We start from the raw sequence: 26537 nt of genomic DNA, 5'->3' as shown, positions 1-26537 counted from the left end.
GCTCCCTCCGGCACCCGCGACCGGAGCGCGCGCGAGCGGGTCAGAGCCAGCCGCGCCGTTTGAACTGCCGGTACAGGCCGAAGACCACGACCGCCATGAAGGCGATCACGGTGGGATAGGCCCATACGTACTTCAGCTCCGGCATGTGCCTGAAGTTCATGCCGTAGATGCCGGCGACCATCGTGGGGACGGCCGCCATGGCGGCCCAGGCGGAGATCTTGCGCATGTCGTCGTTCTGCCGCACGCCCATCTGCGCCAGATGCGCCGAGAGGATGTCGGAGAGCAGCCGGTCGAGCCCCTCCACCTGTTCGTTGGCGTGCATCAGATGGTCGTTGACATCGCGGAAGAACGGCTGCGCGTGCTCGTGGACGAAGGGCACCCCCGCGCCCGCCAGCCTGGCCATCGGCGCGCCCAGCGGTCCGGTGGCCCGGCGGAACTCCAGCACCTGGCGCTTGAAGTTGTAGATCCGGGCCGCGGTCTGCGTCCCCTGGCCCGCCGCCCGCGTAACGCGTCCGCTGTCGCCGCCGTCCGGCGCGAAGACACCGGCCTCCAACTCCTCCAGATCCACCTGGAGTTCCCCGGCCACCTCGATGTAGTGGTCGACGACCGCGTCGCTGACGGCGTACATGACGGAGGTGGGGCCGTGCTTGAGGACATCGGGCTCGGCCTCCAGCCGCCGCCGTACGGCCGCCAGCGCGGCCCCCTCGCCGTGCCGGACGGTGACCACGAAGGAGTCGCCTATGAAGACCATCAGCTCCCCCGTGGTGACCACGTCGCTGTGCGGGTCGTAGCGCACCGGCTTGAGGACCATGAAGATCGAGTCGTCGTAGACCTCCAGCTTGGGCCGCTGATGCGCGGTGAGCGCGTCCTCCACGGCCAGCGGGTGCAGCCCGAACTCGCTGCTCACCCTCTCGAACTCGGCCGGCGTCGCCTCGTGCAGCCCGAGCCACAGGAAGGCGTCGCCCTCGGCCCGTGCCTCGGCGAGGGCGTCGGAGAAGTCGGCGGGCCCGTCGGTGCGGCGTCCGTCGCGGTAGATGGCGCAGTCCACGATCACGGCGGGCATTCTTCCCTTTTCCGGTCCCGACCGCACCCCTTGACCGGGCCCGACCGACAGTGACCGTCCCCGACGACCGCCCCCGGCCGCCCGGCGCCCCTACGCGTCCGGCCCGCGCCGCGTGGTCACGGCCTAGGCTTGCGGGCATGGCCACGTTGATCCTCGTACGTCATGGGCGGTCCACCGCCAACACCGCCGGGCTGCTCGCGGGCTGGACACCCGGCGTCGCACTCGACGAGCGCGGCGCCGCGCAGGCCGCCGGGTTGCCGGAGCGGCTGGCGGGCGTGCCGCTCGCCGCCGTCGTCTCCAGCCCGTTGCAGCGCTGCCTGGAGACGCTCCAGCCGCTGCTCGACGCCCGTCCCGGGCTCGATGTCCGGACCGACGAGCGGATCGGGGAGTGCCATTACGGCGACTGGTCGGGCCGCAAGCTCGCGGAGCTGGCCGACGAGCCGCTGATGGCGGTCGTGCAGCAGCACCCGTCCGCCGCCGTGTTCCCCGGCGGGGAGTCGATGCGCGCCATGCAGGCGCGCGCGGTCGAGGCGGTACGGGAGTGGAACGCGCGGGTGGAGGAGGAGCACGGCGAGGACGCCCTCTTCCTGATGTGCTCGCACGGCGACATCATCAAGTCCCTCGTGGCGGACGCCCTGGGAATGCATCTCGACCTCTTCCAGCGCATCCACGCGGACCCGTGCTCGGTGACCGCCATCCGATACACCCGGTTGCGCCCCTTTGTGCTGCGGCTCGGTGACACGGGAGACCTCGGCGGGCTGGCGCCGCGCGGGAGCGGCGGTGGCGGAGCCGGTGTGGTGGGCGGCGGCGCGGGAGCACCGTGATCGATCGGCGCAGTAGGGTGGACGCGCCGTCCGCGCGATCGGGGCGGCCCTTCCCGGACCCCCGGTCCGCCCTGTTCCGCAGCTGATTTCCGTTTCCGACGACTTTCCAAGGGAGACAGGACGTGTCCCGTCAGGTGTTCCTCTACGACCCACCGGACCGCTTCGTGGCCGGTACGGTCGGGCTGCCTGGCCGCCGTACGTTCTTCCTCCAGGCTTCCGCCGCCGGGCGCGTCACCAGCGTCGCCCTGGAGAAGACCCAGGTGGCGGCGCTCGCCGAGCGCATCGACGAGCTGCTCGACGAGGTCGTGCGCCGCACCGGCGGCAATGCCCCCGTACCGGCCATGGCGCCCTCCGAGATCTCCGACTCCGCCCCGCTCGACGCTCCCGTCGAGGAGGAGTTCCGCGTCGGCACCATGGCGCTGGCCTGGGACGGCGACGAGCAACGCATGATCATCGAGGCGCAGGCCCTCGTCGAGCTGGAGGCCGACACCGACGAGGACCTCGCCGAGGCCGAGGAGCGGCTGCTCCAGGACGAGGAGAACGGTCCGCCGATGCTCCGCGTCCGGCTCTCCGGCGCCCAGGCCAGGGCTTTCGCCAAGCGTGCCCTGGACGTGGTCAACGCGGGCCGGCCGCCGTGCCCCCTGTGCAGCCTGCCGCTCGACCCGGAAGGACACGTATGCCCGCGCCAGAACGGATACCGCCGCGGAGCGTGAGCGTGGTCGAGCTGCTCACCAAGGGGGAGCTGACGGTACGGGGCCGGATCCGCGAGGCGTCCAACGCGGTGCTCTACTGCTCCGTCGCGTACGAGGGCCGGGAGGCCCACTGCGTCTACAAGCCGGTCGCGGGGGAGCGGCCCCTGTGGGACTTCCCCGACGGGACGCTCGCCCAGCGCGAGGTGGCGGCGTACGAGGTCTCCGAGGCGACCGGCTGGGGGCTCGTCCCGCCGACCGTGCTGCGCGACGGACCCTACGGCGAGGGCATGTGCCAGCTGTGGATCGACACCCGGCCCGACGGCGACCACGGGGCCGGCGGTGAGCACGGTCCCGCCGCCGGTCCCGCCGATGCCGAACCCGCCGGCGACGAGCCCGACGACGACGTCCCCGGCCCCTTGCTGGCCCTCGTCGACGGGGAGGAACCGGGCGAGGGCTGGAAGGCCGTCGGCCTCGCCGAGGTCGGCGAGGGGAGGACCGCCCTGCTGGTGCACGCCGACGACGAGCGGCTGCGGCGCCTCGCCGTGCTCGACGCGGTGATCAACAACGGGGACCGCAAGGGCGGCCATCTGCTGCCCGCACCGGACGGACGGCTGTACGCGATCGACCACGGCGTCACCTTCAACGCGGACGACAAGCTGCGCACGCTGCTGTGGGGCTGGGCGGGCGAGCCGCTGACCGACGAGGCGACGGCGGTGCTGGCCCGGCTGGCGGACGCCCTCGCCCCGGACGCGCCCCTCGCCACCCGGCTGGCCGAACTCCTCACCGCGGCCGAGACCGACGCCGTACGCGCCCGGGTCCGTGAGCTGCGCCACACCGGGCGCCACCCCGAGCCGTCGGGCCAGTGGCCGCCGATTCCCTGGCCCCCGGTGTGAGCGCGGGCGCGCGAACGCCGGACGGGGCCGCGGCCCCACCCCGGAACCGGCTTCCGGCGGATCGCGCAAGAGGGCCCAACCGGCCATCAGCGCGTATCCGGTTCGTATCCGGAAGTTCCGTCCGGTTACGCTCATGACATGCATGCCTGGCCCGCTTCCGAGGTCCCCGCCCTGCCCGGCAAGGGCCGCGACCTCTCGATTCACGACACGTCGACCGACGGCCGCGTCACCCTCGCGCCCGGTCCTGTCGCCCGTATCTACGTCTGCGGCATCACTCCGTACGACGCGACCCACATGGGTCACGCGGCGACCTACAACGCGTTCGACCTTGTGCAGCGCGTGTGGCTCGACACAAAGCGGCAGGTCCACTACGTCCAGAACGTGACCGACGTCGACGATCCGCTGCTGGAACGCGCGATCCGCGACGGGGAGGACTGGGTCGGGCTCGCGGAGCGCGAGACGGCCCTCTTCCGCGAGGACATGACCGCCCTGCGTATGCTCCCGCCCCGGCACTACATCGGTGCCGTCGAGGCGATACCGGGCATCGTGCCGCTGGTGGAGCGGCTGATCGAGGCGGGCGCCGCGTACGAACTCGACGGCGACATCTACTTCTCCGTGGCGGCCGATCCGCACTTCGGCGAGGTGTCGCGGCTCGACGCCGAGGCGATGCGGCTGCTTTCGGCCGAGCGCGGCGGCGACCCCGAGCGCCCCGGCAAGAAGAACCCCCTCGACCCGATGCTGTGGCTCGCCGCCCGGCCGGGCGAGCCGAGCTGGGACGGCGGCACGCTGGGGCGCGGCAGGCCCGGCTGGCACATCGAGTGCGTCGCCATCGCCCTCGATCATCTGGGCATGGGCTTCGACGTCCAGGGCGGCGGCAGCGACCTGGCCTTCCCGCACCACGAGATGGGCGCCTCGCACGCGCAGGCGCTGACGGGGGAGCACCCGTTCGCCCGCGCGTACGTGCACGCGGGGATGGTCGGACTGGACGGCGAGAAGATGTCCAAGTCCAAGGGCAACCTCGTCTTCGTCTCGGCGCTGCGCCGCGACGGCGTGGATCCGGCGGCCATCCGGCTGGCGCTCCTCGCCCACCACTACCGCTCCGACTGGGAGTGGACGGACCAGGTCCTTCAGGACGCCGTCGAGCGGCTGGCGCGCTGGCGGGCCGCGGTGTCGCGGCCCGACGGGCCGTCCGCCGAGGCGCTGGTCGAAGAGGTGCGCGCGGCGCTCGCCGACGATCTCGACGCGCCCGCCGCGCTCGCCGCCGTCGACCGCTGGGCCGCGCTCCAGAACGCCACGGGCGGCACGGAGGAGGGCGCGCCGGGCGTGGTCTCGCGGACGGTCGACGCACTGCTCGGCGTCGCGCTGTAGAGCGGCGTACGGACGCGAAGGACCGCAGGGCCGAGAGGGGCCGTACGGCGACACGGGCCGTACGGCGACACGGGCCGTACGGCGACACGGACCGTACGGCGACACGGACCGTACGGCGACACGGACCGTACGGCGACACGGACCGTACGGCGACACGGACCGTACGGCGACACGGACATAGGGACAACACGGAGGGGCGGCGCCAGACGGCGCCGCCCCTCTTCCGTTTCCCGCGCGGGTGCTTGCGCGCCGTCCGTGTCCCGTGACTCGGACTCACCCCTTGGGCGAATCGCCCTCGTCCTCGCCCGGCTCGGTCCCCGGCTCCGTCTCCGAATCGGGTCCCTGTTCCGGGCTCTCGCCCGTGTCGGGACCTCCGCGCGGCGGCTTCTGCGGGCGGGCCCGCCCGGTGCCCGGCGTGTCGCGCAGGTATGACGCCCCGTCACCGCTCTCCGTGGCGTGACCGCCGGGAGACTGCCCCGGCCCGCCGTCGCGGCGCCGCAGATACCTCTCGAACTCCCTGGCGATGGCCTCGCCGCTCGCCTCGGGGAGTTCGGCGGTGTCCCGCGCCTCCTCCAGCGACTGGACGTACTCCGCGACCTCGGTGTCCTCGGCGGCCAGTTGATCGACCCCCAGCTGCCACGCCCGCGCGTCCTCGGCCAGCTCGCCCTGCGGGACCCGCAGACCGATCAGGTCCTCAAGACGGTTGAGCAGCGCCAGCGTCGCCTTGGGGTTGGGCGGCTGTGAGACGTAGTGCGGCACGGCTGCCCACAGGCTCACCGCCGGCACGCCGGCGTGCGTGCACGCCTCCTGGAGGATGCCGACGATGCCGGTCGGCCCCTCGTACCGGGTCTCCTCCAGGTCCATCGTCCGGGCCAGATCCGCGTCCGAGGTGACCCCGCTGACCGGCACCGGCCGGGTGTGCGGAGTGTCCCCGAGGAGCGCGCCCAGGATGACCACCATCTCCACGCCCAGCTCGTGGGCGAAGCCCAGCAGCTCGTTGCAGAACGAGCGCCAGCGCATGGACGGCTCGATGCCGCGCACCAGCACCAGGTCGCGGGGTTTCTCCCCGCCCACGCGGACCACGGAGAGCCGGGTGGTCGGCCAGGTGATCTTCCGCTGGCCGCCCTCCAGATAGACCGTGGGCCGGTTGACCTGGAAGTCGTAGTAGTCCTCGGCGTCCAGCGCCGCGAACACCTCGCCCTTCCATTCCCGGTGCAGATGAGCCACCGCTGTGGAGGCCGCGTCGCCCGCGTCGTTCCAGCCCTCGAACGCGGCCACCATGACCGGGTCGACCAGCTCGGGAACCCCGTCGAGCTCGATCACCCAGTGCCTCCTTCCTCAGTTCCCTCTCGTACGCACCAACCTTACGGCTTTCCCGCTTCCCGCCCGCAGCCCCTTGCACGGCTGGGTGAACTTCGCCGTACCGGGTCGCGCGGACCGGAACTTCCCCCCTCTCCCTGTCCACTTCTCCGGTGATTCATCCGAGCGCTGCCCCTGATTTTCGTCCCGGCCCTGGACGCTCCCGCCATCCCGGCGTTATACATCGGATGACCGCACGCGATCCGATGTTCTCCTCAAGGTCACTCAAGGGGTGCGCATGACTCAGACCGTCACCGGATTCGAGGTCCACGACATCCGCTTTCCGACCTCGGAACAGCTCGACGGCTCCGACGCCATGAACCCCGACCCCGACTACTCGGCCGCCTATGTGGTCCTGCGCACCACCGGCACGGACCTCGGAGCCGCCGGCCCCGAGGGGCACGGGTTCTGTTTCACCATCGGGCGCGGCAACGAGGTCATGGCCGCCGCCATCGAGTCGCTGCGCCCCCATGTCGTCGGCCGCCCGGCACCCCGCACCGCCGCCGATCTCGCCGCGCTCTCCCGCGCGCTCACGCACGACTCGCAGCTGCGCTGGCTGGGACCGGAGAAGGGCGTGACGCACATGGCGGCGGGCGCGGTCCTCAACGCGGCCTGGGACCTGGCCGCCAAGAACGCGCGCCTGCCGGTCTGGGAGTTCCTCGCCGCGATGACGCCCGAGGAACTCGTCTCCCTCGTCGACTTCCGCCATCTCACCGACGCGCTCACCCCGGACGAGGCGCTGGCCCTCCTGCGCGCCGCGGCACCCGGGCGGGCCGAGCGGACCGCACGGCTGCGGGCCGAGGGATACCCCGCGTACACCACCTCGCCCGGCTGGCTCGGCTATCCGGACACCAGGCTCGTCGCCCTGGCCGAACAGGCGGTGGCCGACGGGTTCGGGCAGATCAAGCTCAAGGTGGGCGCCGATCTGGACGACGACGTACGGCGGTTGGGCCTGGCCCGCGCCGCAGTCGGCCCCGGTGTCCGCATCGCCGTGGACGCCAACCAGCGCTGGGACGTGCCCGAAGCGCTGCGCTGGATGGCCGCGCTCGCTCCGTACGCCCCGCACTGGATCGAGGAGCCGACCAGTCCGGACGACATCCTCGGCCACGCCGCCGTACGGGCGGGACAGCCGGTCAAGGTGGCCACCGGCGAGCACGCCGCCAACCGGATCGTCTTCAAACAGCTGCTCCAGGCGGGGGCCGTCGACTATGTGCAGATCGACGCGGCCAGGGTGGGCGGGGTCAACGAGAACCTCGCGATCCTGCTGCTCGCGGCCAAGTTCGGGGTGCCCGTCTGCCCGCACGCGGGCGGCGTCGGGCTCTGCGAACTCGTCCAGCACCTCGCAATGTTCGACTACATCGCCGTCTCCGGCAGCCGGGACGACCGGGTCATCGAGTACGTGGACCACCTCCACGAACACTTCGCCGACCCCGTGGTGATCGTCGAAGGCCGCTACACCGCTCCCACCGCGCCGGGCTTCTCCGCCCGGATGCTCCCCGCGTCCATCGCCGCGTACCGCTACCCGGACGGGCCCGTCTGGGCGGCCCGCCGTCCTGCCGAGGAGGCCACCGCATGACCGGAGCACGGGACCGCGCGACCGGGGCACGGGACTTCGAGGGGCTCGGCGCGCTGGTCACCGGCGGCGCCTCGGGCATCGGCGCGGCCGTCGCGGCGCTGCTGCTGGAGCGGGGCGCGCGGGTCGCCGTGCTCGACCTGCGGACCGAGGGCGCGCCCGCCGGGGCCCTGGCGCTCACCGCCGACGTCACCGACGACGCGGCGGTACGGGCCGCGGTGGATCGGGCCGCCGCGGAGTTCGGCGCGCTGCACACCGTCGTGTCCAACGCCGGGACCGGCGCCGTCGGCACCGTCGCGGACAACCCCGACGAGGAGTGGCGGCGAGTCCTCGACACCAATGTCCTCGGCATGGTCCGCACCGCCCGGCACGCCCTGCCCCATCTGCGCCGCTCCGCCGGGGAGCGGCCCGGGGCCGTCTCGATCACCCACACCTGTTCGATCGCCGCCACCGCGGGGCTGCCGCAGCGCGCCCTCTACAGCGCCAGCAAGGGCGCGGTGCTCTCCCTGACCCTGGCCATGGCCGCCGACCACGTCCGCGAGGGCATCCGGGTCAACTGCGTGAACCCCGGCACAGCGGACACCCCCTGGGTCGGCCGGCTGCTCGACCGGGCCGAGGACCCCGCGGCGGAACGCGCCGCCCTCGAAGCGCGCCAGCCCACCGGACGGCTGGTCGGCGCGGACGAGGTGGCCGCGGCCGTCGCCTATCTCGCCGGTCCTTCCGCCGCCGCCGTCACCGGCACGGCGCTCGCGGTCGACGGCGGGATGCAGGGGCTGCGGCTGCGCCCCGTCACCACCCCGTGAGGCACGTCGTGCGGGTCACAGCGCCGATCTGAGCCACATCTCGACGCTCGCGACATGGACCGTCGCCCAGGACCTGGCCGCCTCAGCGTCCCGGTCGCGGAGCGCCGAGAGGATGGCCCGGTGCTCGTGGAGCGTGCGGCTGACGGCGTCCTCTTGGGTCAGCCCGCGCCAGACCCGGGCCCGCGTGGTCGGCCCGGCGAGTCCGTCCAGGAGCGAGCAGAGCACCGCGTTGCCGCTGTGCCGCACGATCTCCCGGTGGAACTCCAGGTCCGCCGTCACCAGCGCCTCCACGGAGGGCTCCGGCCCCAGCGCGGTGAGCCGGGCTTCGAGCGAGTCCAGCTCCGTGCCGGAGATCCGGGTGCACGCCATCGCGGTGGCGGCGGGCTCCAGGATGCGGCGTACGGCCAGCAACTCCAGCACGGTGTCGTCCCGGTGGAAGTCCACGACGAAGCCGATCGCCTCCAGCAGCAGCTGCGGATCGAGGCTGGTGACGTAGGTGCCGTCGCCCTGGCGTACGTCGAGGATGCGGATGAGCGAGAGCGCCCGTACCGCCTCGCGCAGCGAATTGCGGGAGAGCCCCAGCTCGGCGGCGAGTTCGCTCTCCTTGGGGAGGCGGTCGCCCGGCCGCAGCGCGCCGGAGACGATCATTTCCTTGATCTTCTCGATGGCCTCGTCGGTGACAGCCACGGGCGACCTCCAGACATCCGATGTATCGGGCCCATTATGCGCGCCGTACACACGGGTGAGGGACGCTCCCGGCGGGGAGCGTCCCTCATATCGCGCCCGGGGTCGTCCCGGACGGGCACCGCCCGGGACGACCCGTGGATCAGGACCCTTCGGCGAGCAGCTCGGCGACCCTGGCGCGGATCGGCTCGGTGTCCAGGCCGCGGATGGTCAGGGTGGTACGGCGGCGCAGTACGTCGTCCACCGTCTCGGCCCACTCGTGGTCCCTGGCGTAGACGACCTGCGCCCAGATCTCCGGGGCGTCCGGGTGGATCCGCCCGGCCAGCTCGGGGTACTCGTTCGCCAGCCGCACGATGTCGAAGGCCAGCGACCCGTAGTGGGTGGCGAGATGGCGGGCCGTGTCGACCGCCATGGACGGGCCGGTACCGCCGCCGTCGATCAGCAGCCGGTGCGCGACGGCGTTCGGGCTCGCGATGCCCGGCAGCGGCAGCTTCTTGGGCAGCTGGGAAACCGGCTCCATGCCCTGGCCGAGCGGATGCCCCGGCAGGGACTCCAGCTTCTTCAGGACCGTACGGCCGATGTGGCGGAAGGTCGTCCACTTGCCGCCGGCGACCGACAGCATGCCGCCGCTGCCCTCCGTCACGACCGTCTCGCGCTTGGCCTTGGAGGTGTCGCCCGGGCCGCCGGGCAGGACGCGCAGCCCCGCGAAGGAGTAGGTGATCAGGTCCCGGCGCAGCTGCTGGTCCCGTACGGAGAAGGCCGCCTCGTCCAGGATCTGGTGGATGTCCTTCTCGTTGACCGCGACGTCGCCGGGCTCGCCCTCGTACTCCTCGTCGGTCGTACCGAGCAGCAGCATGTCCTCCCAGGGGAGGGCGAAGGTGATGCGGTACTTGTCGATGGGGGTGGCCAGCGCCGCCTTCCAGGGCGCGGTGCGCTTGAGGACCAGGTGGGCGCCCTTGGAGAGCCGGATGGAGGGCGCCGCGTTCGGGTCCTCCAGCTTGCGCAGGTGGTCGACCCAGGGTCCGGTGGCGTTGAGCACCAGGCGGGCGTCGACGCCGAACTCCGTACCGTCGAGCCGGTCCTTCAGCTCGGCGCCGGTGACCCGGCCGCCGGTGAAGCGCAGGCCGGTCACCGAGGCGTGGTTGAGGACGGTGGCGCCGGAGTCGACGGCCGCGCGGACCGTCATCAGCGCCATCCGCGCGTCGTTCATCTGGTCGTCGCCGTACACGGCGACGGCCTTCAGGTTGTCCGTGCGCAGCTCGGGCACGGCCTGCCGTGCCTTGGCCGGGCTGATCACATGGCCGACGCCGTCACCGAAAGCGGAGAGCGCGGAGTAGGCGAAGACGCCCGCGCCGAGCTTGGCCGCGCCGTGCGGACCGCCCTTGTAGACCGGCAGGTAGAAGGTGAGCGGATTGGCCAGGTGGGGCGCCACCTGCCGGGACACCGCGCGCCGTTCGAAGTGGTTCTCCGCCACCAGCTTGACCGCGCCGGTCTGGAGGTAGCGCAGTCCGCCGTGGAGCAGCTTCGAGGAAGCGGAGGAGGTGGCGCCGGCGAAGTCCCCGCCGTCCACCAGGGCCACCCGCAGTCCCGACTGGGAGGCATGCCAGGCGGTGGAGATGCCCAGGATGCCGCCGCCGATCACCAGCAGGTCGTATGTCGCGTTGGACAGCTGGTCACGTGTCTCGGCTCGGCTCGGCAGGGAACCGCCGGCCGGGTGCGTCCCCAGTGCGGGGACGCTCTGCAGGGTGCTCATACTTAACTCCTCTTCAGCTCTCGCCGGCTCATCGGCTCGTCAGCTGTCCGGTTTCAACTGTCTTCGTTGTCGAGCCAGCCCATGGTCCGCTCGACGGCCTTGAGCCAGTTCTTGTACTCGCGGTCGCGCACGGCCGCGTCCATCCGGGGTGTCCACTCGGCGGCCCGTCGCCAGTTGGCGCGCAGGGCGTCGGTGTCCGGCCAGAAGCCCACGGCCAGTCCGGCGGCGTAGGCGGCGCCGAGGCAGGTCGTCTCGGCGACCATCGGCCGCACCACGGGTGCGTCGAGGACGTCGGAGAGCGTCTGCATCAGCAGGTTGTTGGAGGTCATTCCGCCGTCGACCTTGAGCGAGGTCAGCTCGACGCCGGAGTCCTTGGTCATGGCATCGCTGATCTCGCGGGTCTGCCAGGCCGTGGCCTCCAGCACCGCGCGGGCGATGTGCGCCTTGGTGACGTAGCCGGTCAGACCGGCGATGACACCCCGCGCGTCGGGGCGCCAGTGCGGCGCGAAGAGACCGGAGAAGGCGGGTACGAAGTACGCGCCGCCGTTGTCCTCGACCGAGGACGCCAGCGTCTCGATCTCGGCCGCCGACTTGATCAGGCCCATCTGGTCGCGCATCCACTGCACCAGCGATCCGGTGACGGCGATGGACCCCTCCAGCGCGTACACCGCCGGCTGGTCGCCGATCCGGTAGCCGACCGTGGTCAGCAGGCCGTTGTACGAGTTGACGGGCTTCTGCGCGGTGTTCATCAGCATGAAGGTGCCGGTGCCGTACGTGGACTTGGCCTCGCCCTCGGCGAAACAGGTCTGGCCGAAGAGGGCCGCCTGCTGGTCACCGAGTGCCGAGGCGACCGGGACGCCGTCCAGTACGCCGCCCTTGGCGTTTCCGTACACCTCGGCCGACGACCGGATCTCCGGCAGTATGGCGGCCGTGACCTGCATCGACTCCAGGATCTTCGGGTCCCACTGGAGGGTGTGCAGGTTCATCAGCATCGTGCGGGAGGCGTTGGTGACGTCGGTGACGTGCACCCCGCCGTCGGTCCCGCCGGTCAGATTCCAGATGACCCAGGAGTCCATCGTGCCGAAGAGGATGTCGCCGCGCTCGGCGCGCTCGCGCAGCCCCGGCACGTTGTCCAGCAGCCAGCGGGCCTTCGGCCCGGCGAAGTAGCTGGCCAGCGGCAGGCCCGTCTCGCGGCGGTAGCGGTCCTGGCCCACATTGCGGCCCAGCTCCCGGCAGAGCGCGTCGGTGCGGGTGTCCTGCCAGACGATGGCGTTGTGGACGGGCTCACCGGTGTTCTTGTCCCACAGCAGGGTGGTCTCGCGCTGGTTGGTGATGCCGATCGCCTTGACGTCGGCGGACGTGATGCCCGCCTTCTCGATCGCGCGGGCCACGACCTCCTGGACGTTCGTCCAGATCTCGGTGGCGTTGTGTTCCACCCAGCCGGGCTTGGGAAAGATCTGCTCGTGCTCCTTCTGGTCGACGGCGACGATGCGCCCGTCCCGGTCGAAGACGATGCAGCGGCTGGAAGTGGTGCCCTGGTCGATGGCCGCGATGAACGGGCCCGTCCCGTGGGAGGAGGTGCCGGTGGTGGTGGTGTCGCTCACGGTGTCTGCTCCTGCTCGGTGCGAAGGGGCTCGGTGCGAAGGGGAAGGGGGATCACGTCAGGACCCAGTTGTAGTAACCGCCGGCCAGTGCGCCGCCGATCAACGGGGCGACCACGGGTATCCAGGCGTAGCCCCAGTCGGAGCCGCCCTTGTTGGGCAGCGGGAGCAGCGCGTGGACGATGCGCGGTCCCAGGTCGCGGGCGGGGTTGATGGCGTAACCGGTCGGGCCGCCCAGCGAAAGGCCGATGGCCACCACGACGAACGCGGTGATCAGCACCCCCAGTACACCGAGTCCGTTGCCCTCGTCGTTGAGACCCTGCGTGAGGATCGCGATGACCAGGACGAAGGTCGCGATGATCTCCGTGAGCATGTTCTGCGCCACGTTCCGGACCTCGGGGCCCGTGGCGAAGATGCCGAGGACGGGGCCCGCCTGGGGGGCCGACTTCTGGTCGACCATCCCCTCGGCCGCCGGCTGCGCGGCCACGGTCTCCGGATCGGTGAGATGCGCTTTGAACTGTCCTTGGTAGGCCACCCAGACCAGGAAAGCACCGATCATCGCTCCCAGCAGCTGGGAGCCGAGGTAGAGCGGCACATCGCTCCACTTGGTGCCGCCCTCGATCGCGAGACCGAGGGTGACGGCCGGGTTCAGATGGGCCCCCGACAGCGGGGTCGCCAGGTAGGCGCCCACCATGACGGCGAAGCCCCAGCCGAAGCTGATGGCCAGCCACCCCGCGTTCAGGGCCTTGGAACGTTTGAGCGTGACCCCGGCGACCACGCCGCCACCGAGCAGGATCAGCAGGGCCGTGCCAGTGGTCTCGCCTATGAAGATGTCGAAGTTGGACACCCGAGACTCCTTCGTCCAGGGGGAGGACAAACCTCCGGTTCGCACCAGATGGTCCGCGCCCTCAGGGGGAGGGCGTTACCGGTACATGGCGTTGTCACACACTAACTCGTATTACCGGCAAGTGTTCGACAATGCCGACCGTTGAACGGCAGTTTTGTCCTTGGGGCTACCCTCCGTCAAGAGTTCGGTGGGTCGAAACCTCGATCAATACCGATGATCGGGCATACCGCTCAAAAGCGCCCGGCGCCGATGTCCCGGGACACGGCACGCGCGCACTCGCGCACGGCGGCCACCAGCTCCGGCCGCAGCTCCCCCGAGGGGCAGAGCCGTTCCACCGCGCCGGTGATGGCGATGGCCCCCACCGGCATCCGCCGCCGGTCGTGGATGGGCGCCGCCACCGCGGCCACCCCCTCCCAGGTCTCCTCGACGTCCGCCGCCCAGCCGCGCGCCCTGGTCAGGTCGAGCACCGACTCGAACTCGGCCAGGGCGGTGATGGTGCGCGCGGTGAACGCCGCGCGCTCGCCCTCCACCGCCTCGCTGTGCGCCACCGGGTCGTACGCCGACAGCACCTTGCCCAGCGCGGTCGAGTGCATCGGCTGCATGGCGCCGACCTCCAGGACCTGCCGGCTGTCGTCCGGACGGAAGACATGGTGGACGATGAGCACGCCCTGCTGGTGGACGACGCCCAGATGGACGCTCTCGCCGCTGGAGCGGGCCAGATCGTCGGTCCAGACCAGTGCCCTGGCGCGCAGCTCGTGCACGTCCAGATAGCTGTTGCCCAGCCGCAGCAGCTCCGCCCCCAGCTGGTAGCGCCCGGAGGCGGTGTCCTGCTCGACGAAGCCCTCGGCCTGGAGCGTGCGCAGGATGCCGTGCGCGGTGCCCTTCGCCAGACCCACCGAGGAAGCGATCTCGGACAGCCCGAGCCGGCGCTCTCCGCCCGCGAGCAGCCGGAGCATGGCCGCCGCCCGTTCCAGTGACTGGATGTTCTTCGCCATCGGACCCGGACCTCCACTACGTTCGACAATGCTGAACACTATCGGTCGATGCCGACCTTTTCTCCTCATGGAGAGGTCTGTCGAGACCGCGCACCCGGGAGATTCCCGTGCACAGGATGCCGTCCGCACGCTGGGACGACGCACCGGACCGGGACGGTCCCGGCTACGCTGGCCGGGTGCGCCTGCCACCAGTCGGGCGCAAAGCCGACAGCCGTCGCAGCCCCGGGAGCACTTTCATGGCCTCGTCGCCTACCCCCTCTACCGACAGCCGGACCCGCATCGACGCCCTCCGCGAGGCGCTCGCCACCCGCGTGGTGGTGGCCGACGGCGCCATGGGCACGATGCTCCAGGCCCAGGATCCGACGATGGAGGACTTCCAGGATCTGGAAGGCTGCAACGAGATCCTCAACGTGACACGCCCGGACATCGTCCGCTCCGTGCATCAGGAGTACTTCGCCGTCGGTGTCGACTGCGTGGAGACCAACACCTTCGGCACGAACCACGCCGCGCTGGCCGAGTACGACATTCCCGAGCGTGTCTTCGAGCTGGCCGAGGCGGGTGCCCGGATCGCCCGGGAGGTCGCCGACGAGTTCACCGCCTCCACCGGGCAGCGGCGCTGGGTGCTCGGCTCGATGGGCCCCGGCACCAAGCTGCCGACCCTGGGCCACGCCCCCTATGTGACGCTGCGCGACGCCTACCAGCAGAACGCCGAGGGCCTGATCGCCGGCGGCGCCGACGCCCTGCTGGTCGAGACCACCCAGGACCTGCTCCAGACCAAGGCGGCGGTCCTCGGCGCCCGCCGGGCCCTGGAGACCTCCGGGCTGAACCTTCCGATCATCTGCTCGGTGACCGTGGAGACGACCGGCACCATGCTCCTCGGCTCCGAGATCGGCGCGGCCCTCACCGCCCTGGAGCCGCTCGGGATCGACATGATCGGCCTCAACTGCGCCACCGGCCCCGCCGAGATGAGCGAGCACCTGCGCTATCTCGCCCGTCACTCCCGTATCCCGCTCTCCTGCATGCCCAACGCGGGGCTGCCCGTGCTCGGCAAGGACGGGGCGCACTACCCGCTGTCCGCCGGTGAACTGGCCGACGCGCAGGAGACCTTCGTCCGCGAATACGGTCTCTCGCTGGTGGGCGGCTGCTGCGGCACGACCCCGGAGCACCTGCGCCAGGTCGTCGAACGCGTCAGGGGTACGGCCCTGACCGAGCGCACCCCGCACCCCGAGCCGGGCGCCGCCTCCCTCTACCAGACCGTGCCGTTCCGGCAGGACACCTCCTACCTCGCGATCGGCGAGCGGACCAACGCCAACGGTTCGAAGAAGTTCCGGGAAGCCATGCTGGCCGGCCGCTGGGACGACTGCGTGGAGATGGCCCGTGACCAGATCCGCGAGGGCGCCCATCTGCTGGACCTCTGCGTGGACTACGTGGGCCGGGACGGCGTCGCCGACATGGCCGAACTGGCCGGGAGGTTCGCCACCGCCTCCACCCTGCCCATCGTGCTCGACTCCACCGAACTGCCCGTCCTGCGCGCCGGACTGGAGAAGCTCGGCGGCCGGGCCGTCATCAACTCCGTCAACTACGAGGACGGCGACGGCCCCGAGTCACGCTTCACCAAGGTCACCGAGCTGGCCGTCGAGCACGGCGCCGCGCTGATCGCGCTCACCATCGACGAGGAGGGCCAGGCCCGTACCGTCGAACACAAGGTCGCCATCGCCGAACGGCTGATCAACGACCTCACCACCACCTGGGGAGTGCACGAGTCGGACATCCTCATCGACTGCCTCACCTTCACCATCTGTACCGGCCAGGAGGAGTCCCGGGGCGACGGCATCGCCACCATCGGGGCGATCCGCGAACTCAAGCGCCGCCACCCCGACGTCCAGACCACGCTGGGCCTGTCGAACATCTCGTTCGGACTGAACCCGGCGGCCCGCATCGTCCTCAACTCGGTCTTCCTGGACGAATGCGTCAAGGCCGGCCTGGACTCCGCGATCGTGCACGCCTCCAAGATCCTGCCGATCGCACGGCTGGAGGAGGAGCAGGTCAAGGCCGCCCACGACCTGATCTACGACCGGCGCGCCGAGGGGTACGACCCGCTCCAGAAGCTCATGGAGCTGTTCGAGGGCGTCAACACCAAGTCGATGAAGGACGGCAGGGCCGAGGAACTCCTCGCGCTGCCGCTGGACGAGCGCCTGCAGCGACGGATCATCGACGGTGAGAAGAACGGCCTGGAGACCGACCTGGAGGAGGCACTCACCTCCCGGCCCGCGCTCGACATCGTCAACGACACACTGCTGGAGGGCATGAAGGTCGTCGGCGAGCTGTTCGGCTCCGGCCAGATGCAGCTGCCGTTCGTCCTCCAGTCGGCCGAGGTCATGAAGACCGCGGTCGCGTACCTGGAACCGCACATGGAGAAGACCGACGACGACGGCAAGGGCACCATCGTGCTCGCCACCGTCCGCGGCGACGTCCACGACATCGGCAAGAACCTCGTCGACATCATCCTCTCCAACAACGGCTACAACGTGGTCAATCTCGGCATCAAGCAGCCCGTCGCCGCGATCCTCGACGCGGCCGAGGAACACCGCGCCGATGTCATCGGCATGTCCGGTCTGCTGGTCAAGTCCACGGTGATCATGAAGGAGAACCTCCAGGAGCTGAACCAGCGCCGGATGGCCGCCGACTACCCGGTGATCCTCGGCGGCGCCGCGCTCACCAGGGCCTATGTCGAGCAGGACCTCCATGAGATCTACGAGGGCGAAGTCCGCTACGCGCGCGACGCGTTCGAGGGTCTGCGGCTGATGGACGCCCTGATCGCCGTCAAGCGCGGCGTCCCCGGCGCCGTGCTCCCCGAGCTGAAGCAGCGCCGGGTCAAGGCGGCGCCCAGCACCGTGGTGGAGGAGCGCCCCGAGGAGGGCACCGTCCGCTCCGACGTATCGGTGGACAACCCCGTTCCCGAGCCGCCGTTCTGGGGCACCCGGGTCGTCAAGGGCATCCAGCTCAAGGAGTACGCCTCCTGGCTCGACGAGGGCGCCCTCTTCAAGGGCCAGTGGGGTCTGAAGGAGTCCCGCAAGGGCGGCCCCAGCTACGAGGAGCTGGTGGAGAGCGAGGGCCGGCCCCATCTGCGCGGCTGGCTGGAGCGGATGCACACCCAGAACATGCTGGAGGCGGCCGTCGTCTACGGCTACTTCCCCTGTGTGTCCAAGGGCGACGACCTGATCCTGCTGAACGACGACGGCTCCGAGCGGACCCGCTTCACCTTCCCCCGCCAGCGCCGCGGCCGCCGGCTCTGCCTGGCGGACTTCTTCCGCCCGGAGGAATCCGGCGAGACCGATGTCGTCGGTCTCCAGGTCGTCACCGTCGGCTCGAAGATCGGCGAGGCGACCGCGGAGCTGTTCGAGGCCAACGCCTACCGCGACTACCTCGAACTGCACGGTCTCTCCGTCCAGCTCGCCGAGGCGCTCGCCGAGTACTGGCACGCCCGGGTCCGCTCCGAGCTGGGCTTCGCCGGCGAGGACCCGGCCGAGGTCGAGGACATGTTCGCCCTCAAGTACCGAGGAGCCCGCTTCTCGCTCGGTTACGGCGCCTGCCCCGACCTGGAGGACCGCGCCAAGATCGCCCAGCTGCTGGAGCCCGAGCGCATCGGCGTCCAGCTCTCCGAGGAGTTCCAGCTCCACCCCGAGCAGTCCACCGACGCCATCGTCATCCACCACCCCGAGGCGAAGTACTTCAACGCGCGCTGAGCCGGCCCGCCGGCCCCGACGGAATCGGAGGGGCGCGAACGGCGGACGGGTCGTACACTTACCGGTCCAGTGCAGGCCGGTCGCCTGTCCCGGCGGGGAGAGCCCGCGGGAGAGGTGACCGGCCTTCTCGTCCCTCATGGAGGTGTGCCGGATGACCAGTACGGTCCCCGCGTCCCTGACCCGTACGGCCGAAGGGGCCGCCCTTCAGGGTGTTCTCCTCGACATGGACGGCACACTCGTCGACAGCGAGGGATTCTGGTGGGACGCCGAGGTCGAGGTCTTCAAGACCCTCGGCCACGTCCTCGACGAGTCCTGGCGCGACGTGGTGGTCGGCGGGCCCATGACCCGCAGCGCCGGCTTCCTCATCGAGGCCACCGGCGCCGCCGTCACCCTCGCCGAGCTGACCGTGCTCCTCAACGAGACCTTCGAGAGGCGCATCGGGCTCGGGGTGCCGCTGATGCCGGGCGCCCGGCGCCTGCTCACCGAACTGGCCGTCCACGGGGTGCCCGCCGCCCTGGTCTCCGCCTCGCACCGGCGCATCATCGACCGGGTGCTGATCTCGCTGGGCCCGGAGAACTTCGCGCTGACCGTGGCGGGCGACGAGGTCGCCCGCACCAAGCCCCATCCGGACCCGTATCTCGTCGCCGCGCGCGGACTCGACGCCGATCCGGCGCGCTGCGTGGTCATCGAGGACACCGCCACCGGAGTGGCGGCGGCCGAGGCCGCGGGCTGCCCGGTGGTCGCCGTACCGTCCGTCGCCGCCATCGCCCCCGCGCCCGGCCGCACTGTCGTGGGATCGCTGGAAGAGGTCGATCTGGTATTCCTGCGCGATCTGATGACACAAATGAACCGGCGCGCACACTGAGCGTCGCGCCGGAATGCGGGAAGGGAACTCATCGCACGGGCGCGGATATTTTCCGTGACCCACTCGGCTGCCCGGCCGGGGCCAATCGAAGCCGCCGCCGAAATGCTGGCTGAGTGACCTTTATCACCTGTCGTCTCATCGACAGCGGCGGGTGGGGTCGTTCCACGGCCACCCCGGGCCCTCTTTCCTGTGCCCTTGTGTCCGTATTGATGGAGGCGTGTACGAAACATTCCCGCGCTGGCATATTCACTGGCCGCTATTGTCGATCACTGTGTGATTACGTTTCAGATCGGGCCCGTTCCGGCATTCCCGGTGCCTCCGACTAATCTCGTGCCGAGTACTTCGCCGCATCAACGACGTGTCCCGACGGCCACCCAAGTCGCCATGTACACCGGACCGATCGCCCTGGATCCCGGCCCGATCGCACTGCCCCGACCGGGTAAACGCGGCGGAGTCTCCTTGCACCGCTGTATCTCAGTGCCGGATGAGGGAGTACGTCCAGGATGAACCGCAAGACTTTGGTGCTGCCGGTCGTGATCGGCCTGCTTGCGCCCGTGCTCGCCGGTTGCGGTGACTCGGACGGTGGCTCCGGCGGTGATGCCATTGTCGTGGGGACCACGGACCAGTACATCGCCACGGAGGAAGCCCCCGCCCCTCTGGACCCGGCCTACGCGTACGACACCGGTACCTGGAACGTGCTGCGCCAGGTCGTCCAGACGCTGATGTACGTGCCCCGCGGCGGCGGCAAGCCGATGCCCGACGCGGCCTCGGAGTGCACGTTCACGGACCGGGCGAACGAGAGCTACCGCTGCACGCTGCGCGAGGGGCTCAAGTTCGCCAACGGCGACCCCATCACCGCCAAGGACGTCAAGTACTCCATCCAGCGCGCCCTGGACATCGATGACCCCAACGGTATCGCCGCTCTTGTGAACACCATCGACACCATGGAGACCGACGGCGACTCCAGGATCATCTTCCATCTGAAGTCCTCGGACGCGACCTTCCCGTACAAGCTGACGACCCCGGTGGCCGGCATCGTCAGCGCGAAGGACTACCCGGCGAAGAAGTTCCGCGATGGCTTCGACCTGACCGGCTCGGGCCCGTACACGATGAAGGCCGAGGTCAAGGACGAAGCCATCGTCAAGGCCGTCTTCACCAAGAACCCGAACTACAAGGGCGCCGTCAGCCTCTCGAACGACAAGATCGAGATCCGTCCCTACAAGGACGCCGACTCCATGGGCGAGGCCCTGGAGAGCGGCGACATCGACGTGATGACCCGCGCGATGTCCCCCGAGCAGGTGCGGGCGCTGATCGAGAAGCCCCAGGACGACATCCAGCTCACCGAGATGCCCGGCCTGGAGATCCGCTACCTCGGATTCGACACCGAGGCGCCGACGGTCAAGGAGAAGGCGGTACGCCAGGCGATGGCGTACACCATCGACCGCGGCCAGCTGATCAACAAGGTGTACGCCGGCATGGCCGAGCCGCTCTACTCGCTCATCCCGTCGAGCATCGCCACACACACCAACCCGTTCTTCAACAAGTACGGCGACGGCGACACGGCCAAGGCGGCGAGCCTGCTCCAGGAGGCGGGCATCACCACACCGGTGAAGCTCACGCTGAACTACACCACCGACCACTACGGATCGGCGACGGCCAAGGAGTTCGAGACTCTCCGGGACCAGCTCAACGGCAGCAAGCTCTTCGACATCACGATCAAGGGCACCGAGTGGTCGGTCTTCCGACCCAAGGAGGTCAAGCGGGAGTACGCGGCCTACGGCATGGGCTGGTTCCCCGACTTCCCGGACCCGGACACCTATAGCTCCTCCTTCCTCGACGACGGCAACTTCCTCTCCAGCCCGTACGACAACCCCAGGCTGCGCAAGGATCTGCTACCGCAGTCGCGCAAGGAAGTCGACCGCAGCGCCGCCACGAAGATCTTCGGTGAGATCCAGGACATCGTCGCCGAGGACGTCCCCTTCCTGCCGCTCTGGCAGGGCAAGCAGTACGTCGCGGCCCGCACCGAGATCACCGGGGTCGAGTGGGCGGTCAACTCCTCCGCCGAACTCCACCTGTGGGAGCTGCGCAGGGGCTCCGCCACCTGATCCACCGTCGGACACCACGAAGGGCTGCCGGGAACCTCCCCGGCAGCCCTTCGTGGTCTCGTCCGCTCCGTGCCCGCGCCGAACGGGCGGGACACGGCCCTACTGGGCGCCGGGGCGCACCAGCCCGCTCTCGTACGCGTACACCGCGGCCTGCACCCGGTCGCGCAGACCCAGCTTCGTCAGCACATGGCCCACATGGGTCTTGACCGTGGTCTCGCTGACGAACAGATCCGCCGCGATCTCGGCGTTGGACAGCCCGCGGGCCACCAGCTTCAGCACCTCGAGCTCACGGTCGGTCAGGGTGTGCAGGGTGTCCGGCAACGGCTCCTCGCCGGACGGCAGATGATCCGCGTACTTGTCGAGCAGCCGGCGCGTGATGCTCGGCGCGAGCAGCGCCTCGCCCGCGGCGACCACCCGGATGGCCTGCACCAGCTCATGGGCGGGCGCGTCCTTGAGCAGGAAGCCGCTGGCCCCCGCGCGCAGCGCCTCCACCACGTACTCGTCGAGGTCGAAGGTCGTCAGCACCAGCACCTTCGCCGGGCCGTCCCGGCCAGGACCCGTGATCTGGCGCGTCGCCTCGACGCCGTCCATCCGGGGCATCCGGATGTCCATCAGCACCACGTCCGGCTGGAGCGCGCGCACCTGGTCGATCGCCTGAAGACCGTCCCCGGCCTCGCCGACGACCGCGATGTCCTGCTCCGCCTCCAGGATCATCCGGAATCCGGTGCGCAGCAGCGGCTGATCGTCGACCAGTAGAACGCGGACGGTCACGGGAGACTCCTTCGGAGGGGCGCTGGACCGGCCCCATTCTGCCTGACCGCCCGCGCCGGCCCCCGGGGCGGCGTCTACACGCTCTGCGGCACGCCCGCCCGCACACCCGCCTCCGCCGGCCGCGTCACACTCAGCGGATACACCGGTGGCGTACCACCGAACTCAGGACACACCGCCCGGTGGTCGCACCAGCCGCACAGCTTGGTGCGCCGGGGCTGCCAGTCGCCGGTCGCCGTGGCCCGCTCGATCGCCTCCCACAGCGCCAGCAGCTTGCGCTCCACCCGGTCCAGGTCCGCGTCCACCGGGTCGTACGTCACGACCTCGCCGCTGCCCAGATACACCAGCTGGAGGCGGCGCGGCAGCACCCCCTTCAACCGCCGCACCACCAGCGCGTAGAACGTCATCTGGAACCGCGCCCCCTCCGCGTACTCCGGACGGGGGGCCTTGCCCGTCTTGTAGTCGACGATCCGCACCTCGCCGGTCGGCGCCACATCGACACGGTCGATCACCCCGCGCAGCCGCAGCCCCGAGTCCAGCTCCGTCTCCAGGAACAGCTCGCGCTCCGCCGGTTCGAGACGGGTCGGGTCCTCCAGCGAGAACCACCGCTCGACCAGCTGCTCCGCCTCCGTCAGCCAGCGCGACAGCCGCTCGCCCGCCCCGTCGCCCTCGAACAGCTCCGACAGCTCCGGCCTGGCCTTCAGCAGCCGGTCCCACTGACCGGGCACCAGCGCCTTGGCGCGCGGAGCGGTGCGCTCGGCCGCCGGGGCGTCGAAGAGGCGCTCCAGCACCGCGTGCACCAGGGTGCCGCGCGTCGCGGCCTCGCTCGGCTTCTCCGGCAGCTTGTCGATCACCCGGAACCGGTACAGCAGCGGACACTGCATGAAGTCGTTCGCGCGCGACGGAGACAGCGAGGAAGGCGGCAGGCTCGTACTCATGACGCAGACCCTACGACCCGACACTGACAGCGAGACGAATACCATCGACCACGGAGCCTCTCGCACCGCATGATCGAGCGAGCGACACTGCCGACGAAGGGAACCCGTGAAAGAGGACGACGAGGGCGGCAAGAGCGAGCGGCCGCAGCCCGGCAAGGGGGACTCGGGCCCCGGCGGCAAGCCGCCGCGCCGCGAGGATCCCGGCGGTGGCATTCTCATGGGCCGCCCCTTCGGCGTGCCCGTCTACGTCGCCCCCAGCTGGTTCGTGGTGGCCGCGCTCATCACCTGGATCTTCGGCGGCCAGCTCGGCCGGGTCCTTCCCGAGCTGGGCAACCTGCGGTATCTGGTGGCGCTGTTCTTCGCCGTCGCCTTCTACGCCTCCGTACTCGTGCACGAACTCGCGCACACGGTCGCGGCCCTGCGCTTCAAACTGCCCGTGCGCCGTATCCAGCTCCAGTTCTTCGGCGGCGTCTCCGAGATCGAGAAGGAGACCGAGACCCCGGGCCGCGAGTTCGTCCTCGCGTTCGTCGGACCGCTGCTCTCGCTGGTGCTCTCCGGCATCTTCTACCTCTGCCTGCTGACCGTCGAGCCGGGCACCGTCCCCGGAGTCCTGTTCGCCGGCCTGATGGTCTCCAACCTGATCGTCGCCGCCTTCAACCTGCTGCCCGGCCTTCCGCTCGACGGCGGCCGGATGCTGCGTGCCGTCGTCTGGAAGATCACCGGCAAGCCCATGAGCGGCACCGTCGCGGCCGCCTGGGTCGGCCGGGCGCTGGCCGTCGCCGTCCTGGTCGGCCTCCCGCTCCTCACCCGTACGGGCGCGCTCTCCTCCTCGACTCGTGACGTCAGCGGAATGGAGACCGTCACCGACGCGCTGCTCGCCGCCATCCTGGCCGCCATCATCTGGACCGGCGCGGGCAACAGCCTCCGGATGGCCAGGCTCCGCGAGCACCTCCCCGAACTCCAGGCCCGCGCGCTCACCCGGCGCGCCGTCCCGGTCGAGGCGGGCACCCCGCTCTCCGAGGCGCTGCGCCGCGCCAACGAGGCAGGTGCCCGCGCCCTGGTGGTCGTGGACGGCCAGGGCGAGCCGACGGCCCTGGTCCGGGAGTCCGCGATCGTCGGGGTCCCGCAGCACCGCCGCCCCTGGGTCGCCGTCAGCGGCCTCGCCCAGGACCTCACGGACGGCATGAAGGTCCCCGCCGACCTCGCGGGCGAAGCGCTGCTGGAACGGCTCAGAGCCAGCCCCGCCACCGAGTACCTGGTGCTGGAGGAGACGGGGGAGATCTACGGAGTCCTCTCGACGGCGGACGTCGAGCGCGCCTTCGTCTCCGCGATGGCCCGCCCGCAGTAGACCCGCGCGCTCCCGCCGGGCCCCCGGCGGGAGGGGTCCGAGCCCCCGAAAAGACGCGTTAAGCTGACCGTATGTCCGAACCGACCGGTGCCGCCCGACGTCGCGGCCCCTTCAAGGTCGGGGACCAGGTCCAGCTCACCGACCCCAAGGGACGCCACTACACGTTCACGCTCGAAGCCGGGAAGAACTTCCACACCCACAAAGGGTCCTTCCCGCACGACGAGCTGATCGGTGCTCCCGAGGGCAGTGTTGTCCGCACCACGGGAAACGTCGCCTATCTCGCGCTGCGCCCCCTGCTCCCCGACTATGTCCTGTCCATGCCCCGCGGAGCCGCGGTGGTCTATCCGAAGGACGCCGGCCAGATCCTGGCCTTCGCCGACATCTTCCCCGGCGCCCGCGTCGTCGAGGCCGGCGTCGGCTCCGGCTCGCTCAGCAGCTTCCTGCTGCGCGTCATCGGCGACCAGGGCATGCTGCACTCCTACGAGCGCCGGCAGGACTTCGCCGACATCGCGCGGCAGAACGTCGAGCGCTACTTCGGCGAACCGCACCCCGCCTGGGAACTGACAGTCGGTGACCTTCAGGACAACCTGTCGGACACCGACGTCGACCGAGTGATCCTCGACATGCTCGCCCCCTGGGAGTGCGTCGAAGCCGTCTCCAAGGCGCTCGTGCCCGGCGGCATTCTCTGCGCCTACGTCGCGACCACCACCCAGCTGTCCCGCACCGTCGAGACGATCCGGGAGTTCGGCACGTTCAACGAGCCGGCCGCCTGGGAGTCGATGGTCCGCAACTGGCACGTCGAGGGTCTCGCCGTACGCCCCGACCACCGGATGATCGGCCACACCGGCTTCCTGGTGACCGCCCGCCGCCTCGCGGACGGTGTCGAGCCCCCGCTGCGCCGCCGCCGCCCCTCCAAGGGCGCGTACGGCGACGACTACGACGGTCCGGGCAGCGCCAGTGGAGGCGCGGCCCGCTGACCGGGCCGCCCCCTCCGGCCGTCAACACGCCGCAGCCGCCGTCGGATTCTCCCCGCTCCGGGAGAACTCGGCGGCGGCTTCTCCGTGTTGACGCCGCACACCTCGCGCGGCACTGACCCCGGTGTGCCGGCCTGCTGTGACCTGTGGCACGATGCTGTCCCTCCCCGCTCCCGATCAAACCCGTCGGCACCGCCTTCACAGGAGACGCTCCGCGTGCAGATCCCCGACGTTCCGGACCTCGCGCACGCCCGGCCCCGGCCGGTCCACTGGCTCGCGACCGCCACCGCGCTGGCCGGTGTGGTGGGCCTGGCGAGTCTGTCGCAGCCCGGCGCCGCGACCGCCTCCCAGCCGGGCGACCACCAGGTGGCCGCCGCTCCCGGCCCGGCCGCACCGTCCGCCCCCGATCCGGCGGCGGTGGACTTCCCGCTGGAGTGCGGGGGAGCGGGCACGGTCGTGGTGAAGAAGGCGTACGGGGACCTCGACGGCGACGGCACCCCGGAGACCGTGGCGGTGGTCCGCTGCGAAGCCGGCTCCGGCACCCCGCCCAGCGGTGTCTACGTGCTGACGGGCGCGGGCGGCGAGCCCCGGGTCGTGGCGACGCTCGTGGACCCGGGGGAGCGGCGGAGTGTCGGTCCCGACTTCGCGATACGCGACGGGACCGTGCTGGCGACGCTGCTGGGCTACTCGGGCCCCGAGGTGCCGAGCTGCTGTCCCGACCAGGAGGAGCACGTCTCCTGGCACTGGAAGAACGGCGCGTTCGTACGCGGGGAGCGCCCTGTCGCGCGGGGTGTGTGAACGCTCACACCGAGTCGCTCACACCGAGTCGCTCACACCGCCGAACGGGCGCCGGGCCGCACCGACTCCGGGCCGCACCGACTCCGGCCCGCCCCGGGTCCCGTCCACCGCACCGCTCACTCCGCGTCGGGCCCGTACACCTCGACACGGTCCGTGATCCGGCGCACGTGAATGCAGTCGCCCGGACATTCCTTGGCCGAATCCACCACGTCGCGCAGGAGCGGCAGCGGTACGCGGGTGGTCGCTCCGGGGGACTGGAGAAGCTCGTCGTCGGCGCTTTTCACATACGCCAGCCCGTCGATGTCCAGCTCGAAGACGTCCGGGGCGTACTGCGCGCAAATCCCGTCGCCGGTGCAGAGGTCCTGGTCGATCCAGACCTCCAGCGGCTCACCGGTCTCGGTGACGCCTTCGGTGGGAGCCTGCTGCTGCACGGTCATCTCTCCTGCCATCGGCTGCGCCGGGCGGTGCGTTTCGAGTAAATCGCGCCAGCCCTGACGGTGTTGAACACCTCGACGATACAACCGGCGGCTTTCCGGCGCC

General features: G+C 70.8%; 22 protein-coding genes. 12 read left to right on the top strand and 10 right to left on the bottom strand.

Features of this window, described 5'->3' with window-relative positions; all coding sequences use genetic code 11:
- Positions 1-40: 40 nt before the first annotated feature.
- Positions 41-1063: a magnesium and cobalt transport protein CorA gene (locus ACFY6S_RS12720; protein WP_388826462.1), complete on the bottom strand. Its 1023-nt coding sequence runs from the start codon at positions 1061-1063 to the stop codon at positions 41-43.
- A gap of 137 nt (positions 1064-1200) precedes the next feature.
- Between ACFY6S_RS12720 and ACFY6S_RS12715 the strand changes: the two genes are divergently transcribed.
- The 4 genes from ACFY6S_RS12715 (at position 1201) to mshC (ending at position 4840) form a co-directional block, all read left to right on the top strand.
- Positions 1201-1887, top strand: a complete 687-nt coding sequence (locus ACFY6S_RS12715) for a histidine phosphatase family protein (protein WP_388826459.1) — start codon at positions 1201-1203, stop codon at positions 1885-1887.
- A 122-nt stretch (positions 1888-2009) separates the two neighbouring features.
- The gene (locus ACFY6S_RS12710) at positions 2010-2600 is read left to right on the top strand and encodes a DUF3090 domain-containing protein (RefSeq protein WP_329069970.1); all 591 of its coding nucleotides are present in this window, start codon (positions 2010-2012) and stop codon (positions 2598-2600) included.
- Positions 2564-3472 carry an SCO1664 family protein gene (locus ACFY6S_RS12705; protein WP_388826456.1) on the top strand — a complete coding sequence of 303 codons (909 nt, stop codon included), beginning with the start codon at positions 2564-2566 and terminating at the stop codon, positions 3470-3472. The genes ACFY6S_RS12710 and ACFY6S_RS12705 overlap by 37 nt, the downstream gene beginning before the upstream one ends.
- 138 nt (positions 3473-3610) lie before the next feature.
- Complete coding sequence (gene mshC / locus ACFY6S_RS12700; protein ID WP_388826453.1) at positions 3611-4840, top strand: cysteine--1-D-myo-inosityl 2-amino-2-deoxy-alpha-D-glucopyranoside ligase; 1230 nt, start codon at positions 3611-3613, stop codon at positions 4838-4840.
- Between the two features lie 273 nt (positions 4841-5113).
- Here mshC and ACFY6S_RS12695 read toward each other — a convergent pair whose 3' ends face one another.
- Positions 5114-6163, bottom strand: a complete 1050-nt coding sequence (locus ACFY6S_RS12695; protein WP_388826450.1) for a PAC2 family protein — start codon at positions 6161-6163, stop codon at positions 5114-5116.
- Between the two features lie 274 nt (positions 6164-6437).
- On the opposite strand from ACFY6S_RS12695, the gene ACFY6S_RS12690 reads away from it, so the two are divergent.
- Complete coding sequence (locus ACFY6S_RS12690; protein ID WP_388826447.1) at positions 6438-7775, top strand: enolase C-terminal domain-like protein; 1338 nt, start codon at positions 6438-6440, stop codon at positions 7773-7775.
- Positions 7772-8575, top strand: a complete 804-nt coding sequence (locus ACFY6S_RS12685) for an SDR family NAD(P)-dependent oxidoreductase (RefSeq protein ID WP_388826444.1) — start codon at positions 7772-7774, stop codon at positions 8573-8575. The genes ACFY6S_RS12690 and ACFY6S_RS12685 overlap by 4 nt, the downstream gene beginning before the upstream one ends.
- Before the next feature lie 15 nt (positions 8576-8590).
- Here the strand turns inward: ACFY6S_RS12685 and ACFY6S_RS12680 are convergent, their stop codons facing one another.
- The 5 genes from ACFY6S_RS12680 to ACFY6S_RS12660 form a co-directional block, all read right to left on the bottom strand.
- Positions 8591-9262, bottom strand: a complete 672-nt coding sequence (locus ACFY6S_RS12680) for a FadR/GntR family transcriptional regulator (RefSeq protein WP_388826441.1) — start codon at positions 9260-9262, stop codon at positions 8591-8593.
- 139 nt (positions 9263-9401) lie between these two features.
- On the bottom strand, positions 9402-11012 hold the full coding sequence (locus ACFY6S_RS12675; RefSeq protein ID WP_388826437.1) for an FAD-dependent oxidoreductase: 1611 nt from the start codon (positions 11010-11012) through the stop codon (positions 9402-9404).
- Between the two features lie 53 nt (positions 11013-11065).
- Complete coding sequence (glpK, locus tag ACFY6S_RS12670; RefSeq protein ID WP_388826434.1) at positions 11066-12616, bottom strand: glycerol kinase GlpK; 1551 nt, start codon at positions 12614-12616, stop codon at positions 11066-11068.
- 52 nt (positions 12617-12668) lie between these two features.
- On the bottom strand, positions 12669-13460 hold the full coding sequence (locus ACFY6S_RS12665) for an MIP/aquaporin family protein (RefSeq protein ID WP_388826431.1): 792 nt from the start codon (positions 13458-13460) through the stop codon (positions 12669-12671).
- Positions 13461-13690: 230 nt separating this feature from the next.
- A complete protein-coding gene (locus ACFY6S_RS12660) occupies positions 13691-14455 on the bottom strand; it encodes an IclR family transcriptional regulator (protein WP_388826428.1) in 765 nt (254 codons plus the stop codon).
- Positions 14456-14691: 236 nt separating this feature from the next.
- Between ACFY6S_RS12660 and metH the strand changes: the two genes are divergently transcribed.
- From metH to ACFY6S_RS12645, 3 genes are all read left to right on the top strand, one after another.
- Positions 14692-18201 (top strand): methionine synthase, encoded by a 3510-nt coding sequence (gene metH, locus ACFY6S_RS12655; RefSeq protein WP_388826425.1) that lies wholly within the window; start codon positions 14692-14694, stop codon positions 18199-18201.
- A 151-nt stretch (positions 18202-18352) separates the two neighbouring features.
- The gene (locus ACFY6S_RS12650; protein ID WP_388826422.1) at positions 18353-19066 is read left to right on the top strand and encodes an HAD family hydrolase; all 714 of its coding nucleotides are present in this window, start codon (positions 18353-18355) and stop codon (positions 19064-19066) included.
- Between the two features lie 503 nt (positions 19067-19569).
- A complete protein-coding gene (locus tag ACFY6S_RS12645) occupies positions 19570-21171 on the top strand; it encodes an ABC transporter substrate-binding protein (RefSeq protein ID WP_388826419.1) in 1602 nt (533 codons plus the stop codon).
- A 99-nt stretch (positions 21172-21270) separates the two neighbouring features.
- On the opposite strand, the gene ACFY6S_RS12640 is transcribed toward ACFY6S_RS12645, so the two are convergent.
- Together ACFY6S_RS12640 and ACFY6S_RS12635 are read right to left on the bottom strand one after the other, a co-directional pair.
- Positions 21271-21942: a response regulator gene (locus tag ACFY6S_RS12640; protein ID WP_388826416.1), complete on the bottom strand. Its 672-nt coding sequence runs from the start codon at positions 21940-21942 to the stop codon at positions 21271-21273.
- 74 nt (positions 21943-22016) lie between these two features.
- Positions 22017-22877 (bottom strand): RecB family exonuclease, encoded by an 861-nt coding sequence (locus tag ACFY6S_RS12635; RefSeq protein ID WP_388826413.1) that lies wholly within the window; start codon positions 22875-22877, stop codon positions 22017-22019.
- A gap of 106 nt (positions 22878-22983) precedes the next feature.
- On the opposite strand from ACFY6S_RS12635, the gene ACFY6S_RS12630 reads away from it, so the two are divergent.
- From ACFY6S_RS12630 to ACFY6S_RS12620, 3 genes are all read left to right on the top strand, one after another.
- A complete protein-coding gene (locus tag ACFY6S_RS12630) occupies positions 22984-24225 on the top strand; it encodes a site-2 protease family protein (RefSeq protein WP_388826410.1) in 1242 nt (413 codons plus the stop codon).
- Positions 24226-24296: 71 nt separating this feature from the next.
- The gene (locus ACFY6S_RS12625) at positions 24297-25202 is read left to right on the top strand and encodes a tRNA (adenine-N1)-methyltransferase (protein ID WP_388826407.1); all 906 of its coding nucleotides are present in this window, start codon (positions 24297-24299) and stop codon (positions 25200-25202) included.
- Positions 25203-25415: 213 nt separating this feature from the next.
- Entirely contained in the window at positions 25416-25997 is a 582-nt protein-coding gene (locus ACFY6S_RS12620) for a hypothetical protein (RefSeq protein ID WP_388826404.1), read from the top strand.
- Positions 25998-26113: 116 nt separating this feature from the next.
- Here the strand turns inward: ACFY6S_RS12620 and ACFY6S_RS12615 are convergent, their stop codons facing one another.
- Positions 26114-26434: a ferredoxin gene (locus tag ACFY6S_RS12615; protein WP_388826401.1), complete on the bottom strand. Its 321-nt coding sequence runs from the start codon at positions 26432-26434 to the stop codon at positions 26114-26116.
- Between the last annotated feature and the right edge of the window lie 103 nt (positions 26435-26537).

The organism is Streptomyces sp. NPDC012835 (genome assembly GCF_042900885.1).
Taxonomy (GTDB): Bacteria; Actinomycetota; Actinomycetes; order Streptomycetales; family Streptomycetaceae; genus Streptomyces.
Note: the sequence above shows the minus strand (reverse complement) of the source record. Positions and strands in the feature narration are given on the sequence as shown.

Bases quoted from the DNA above. Each gene is read 5' to 3' on its own strand.
- ACFY6S_RS12720 (WP_388826462.1), bottom strand. From the start codon at position 1,063: ATGCCCGCCGTGATCGTGGACTGCGCCATCTACCGCGACGGACGCCGC.
- ACFY6S_RS12715 (WP_388826459.1), top strand. From the start codon at position 1,201: ATGGCCACGTTGATCCTCGTACGTCATGGGCGGTCCACCGCCAACACC.
- ACFY6S_RS12705 (WP_388826456.1), top strand. From the start codon at position 2,564: ATGCCCGCGCCAGAACGGATACCGCCGCGGAGCGTGAGCGTGGTCGAG.
- mshC (WP_388826453.1), top strand. From the start codon at position 3,611: ATGCATGCCTGGCCCGCTTCCGAGGTCCCCGCCCTGCCCGGCAAGGGC.
- ACFY6S_RS12690 (WP_388826447.1), top strand. From the start codon at position 6,438: ATGACTCAGACCGTCACCGGATTCGAGGTCCACGACATCCGCTTTCCG.
- ACFY6S_RS12685 (WP_388826444.1), top strand. From the start codon at position 7,772: ATGACCGGAGCACGGGACCGCGCGACCGGGGCACGGGACTTCGAGGGG.
- ACFY6S_RS12675 (WP_388826437.1), bottom strand. From the start codon at position 11,012: ATGAGCACCCTGCAGAGCGTCCCCGCACTGGGGACGCACCCGGCCGGC.
- ACFY6S_RS12660 (WP_388826428.1), bottom strand. From the start codon at position 14,455: ATGGCGAAGAACATCCAGTCACTGGAACGGGCGGCGGCCATGCTCCGG.
- metH (WP_388826425.1), top strand. From the start codon at position 14,692: ATGGCCTCGTCGCCTACCCCCTCTACCGACAGCCGGACCCGCATCGAC.
- ACFY6S_RS12650 (WP_388826422.1), top strand. From the start codon at position 18,353: ATGACCAGTACGGTCCCCGCGTCCCTGACCCGTACGGCCGAAGGGGCC.
- ACFY6S_RS12645 (WP_388826419.1), top strand. From the start codon at position 19,570: ATGAACCGCAAGACTTTGGTGCTGCCGGTCGTGATCGGCCTGCTTGCG.
- ACFY6S_RS12635 (WP_388826413.1), bottom strand. From the start codon at position 22,877: ATGAGTACGAGCCTGCCGCCTTCCTCGCTGTCTCCGTCGCGCGCGAAC.
- ACFY6S_RS12625 (WP_388826407.1), top strand. From the start codon at position 24,297: ATGTCCGAACCGACCGGTGCCGCCCGACGTCGCGGCCCCTTCAAGGTC.
- ACFY6S_RS12615 (WP_388826401.1), bottom strand. From the start codon at position 26,434: ATGACCGTGCAGCAGCAGGCTCCCACCGAAGGCGTCACCGAGACCGGT.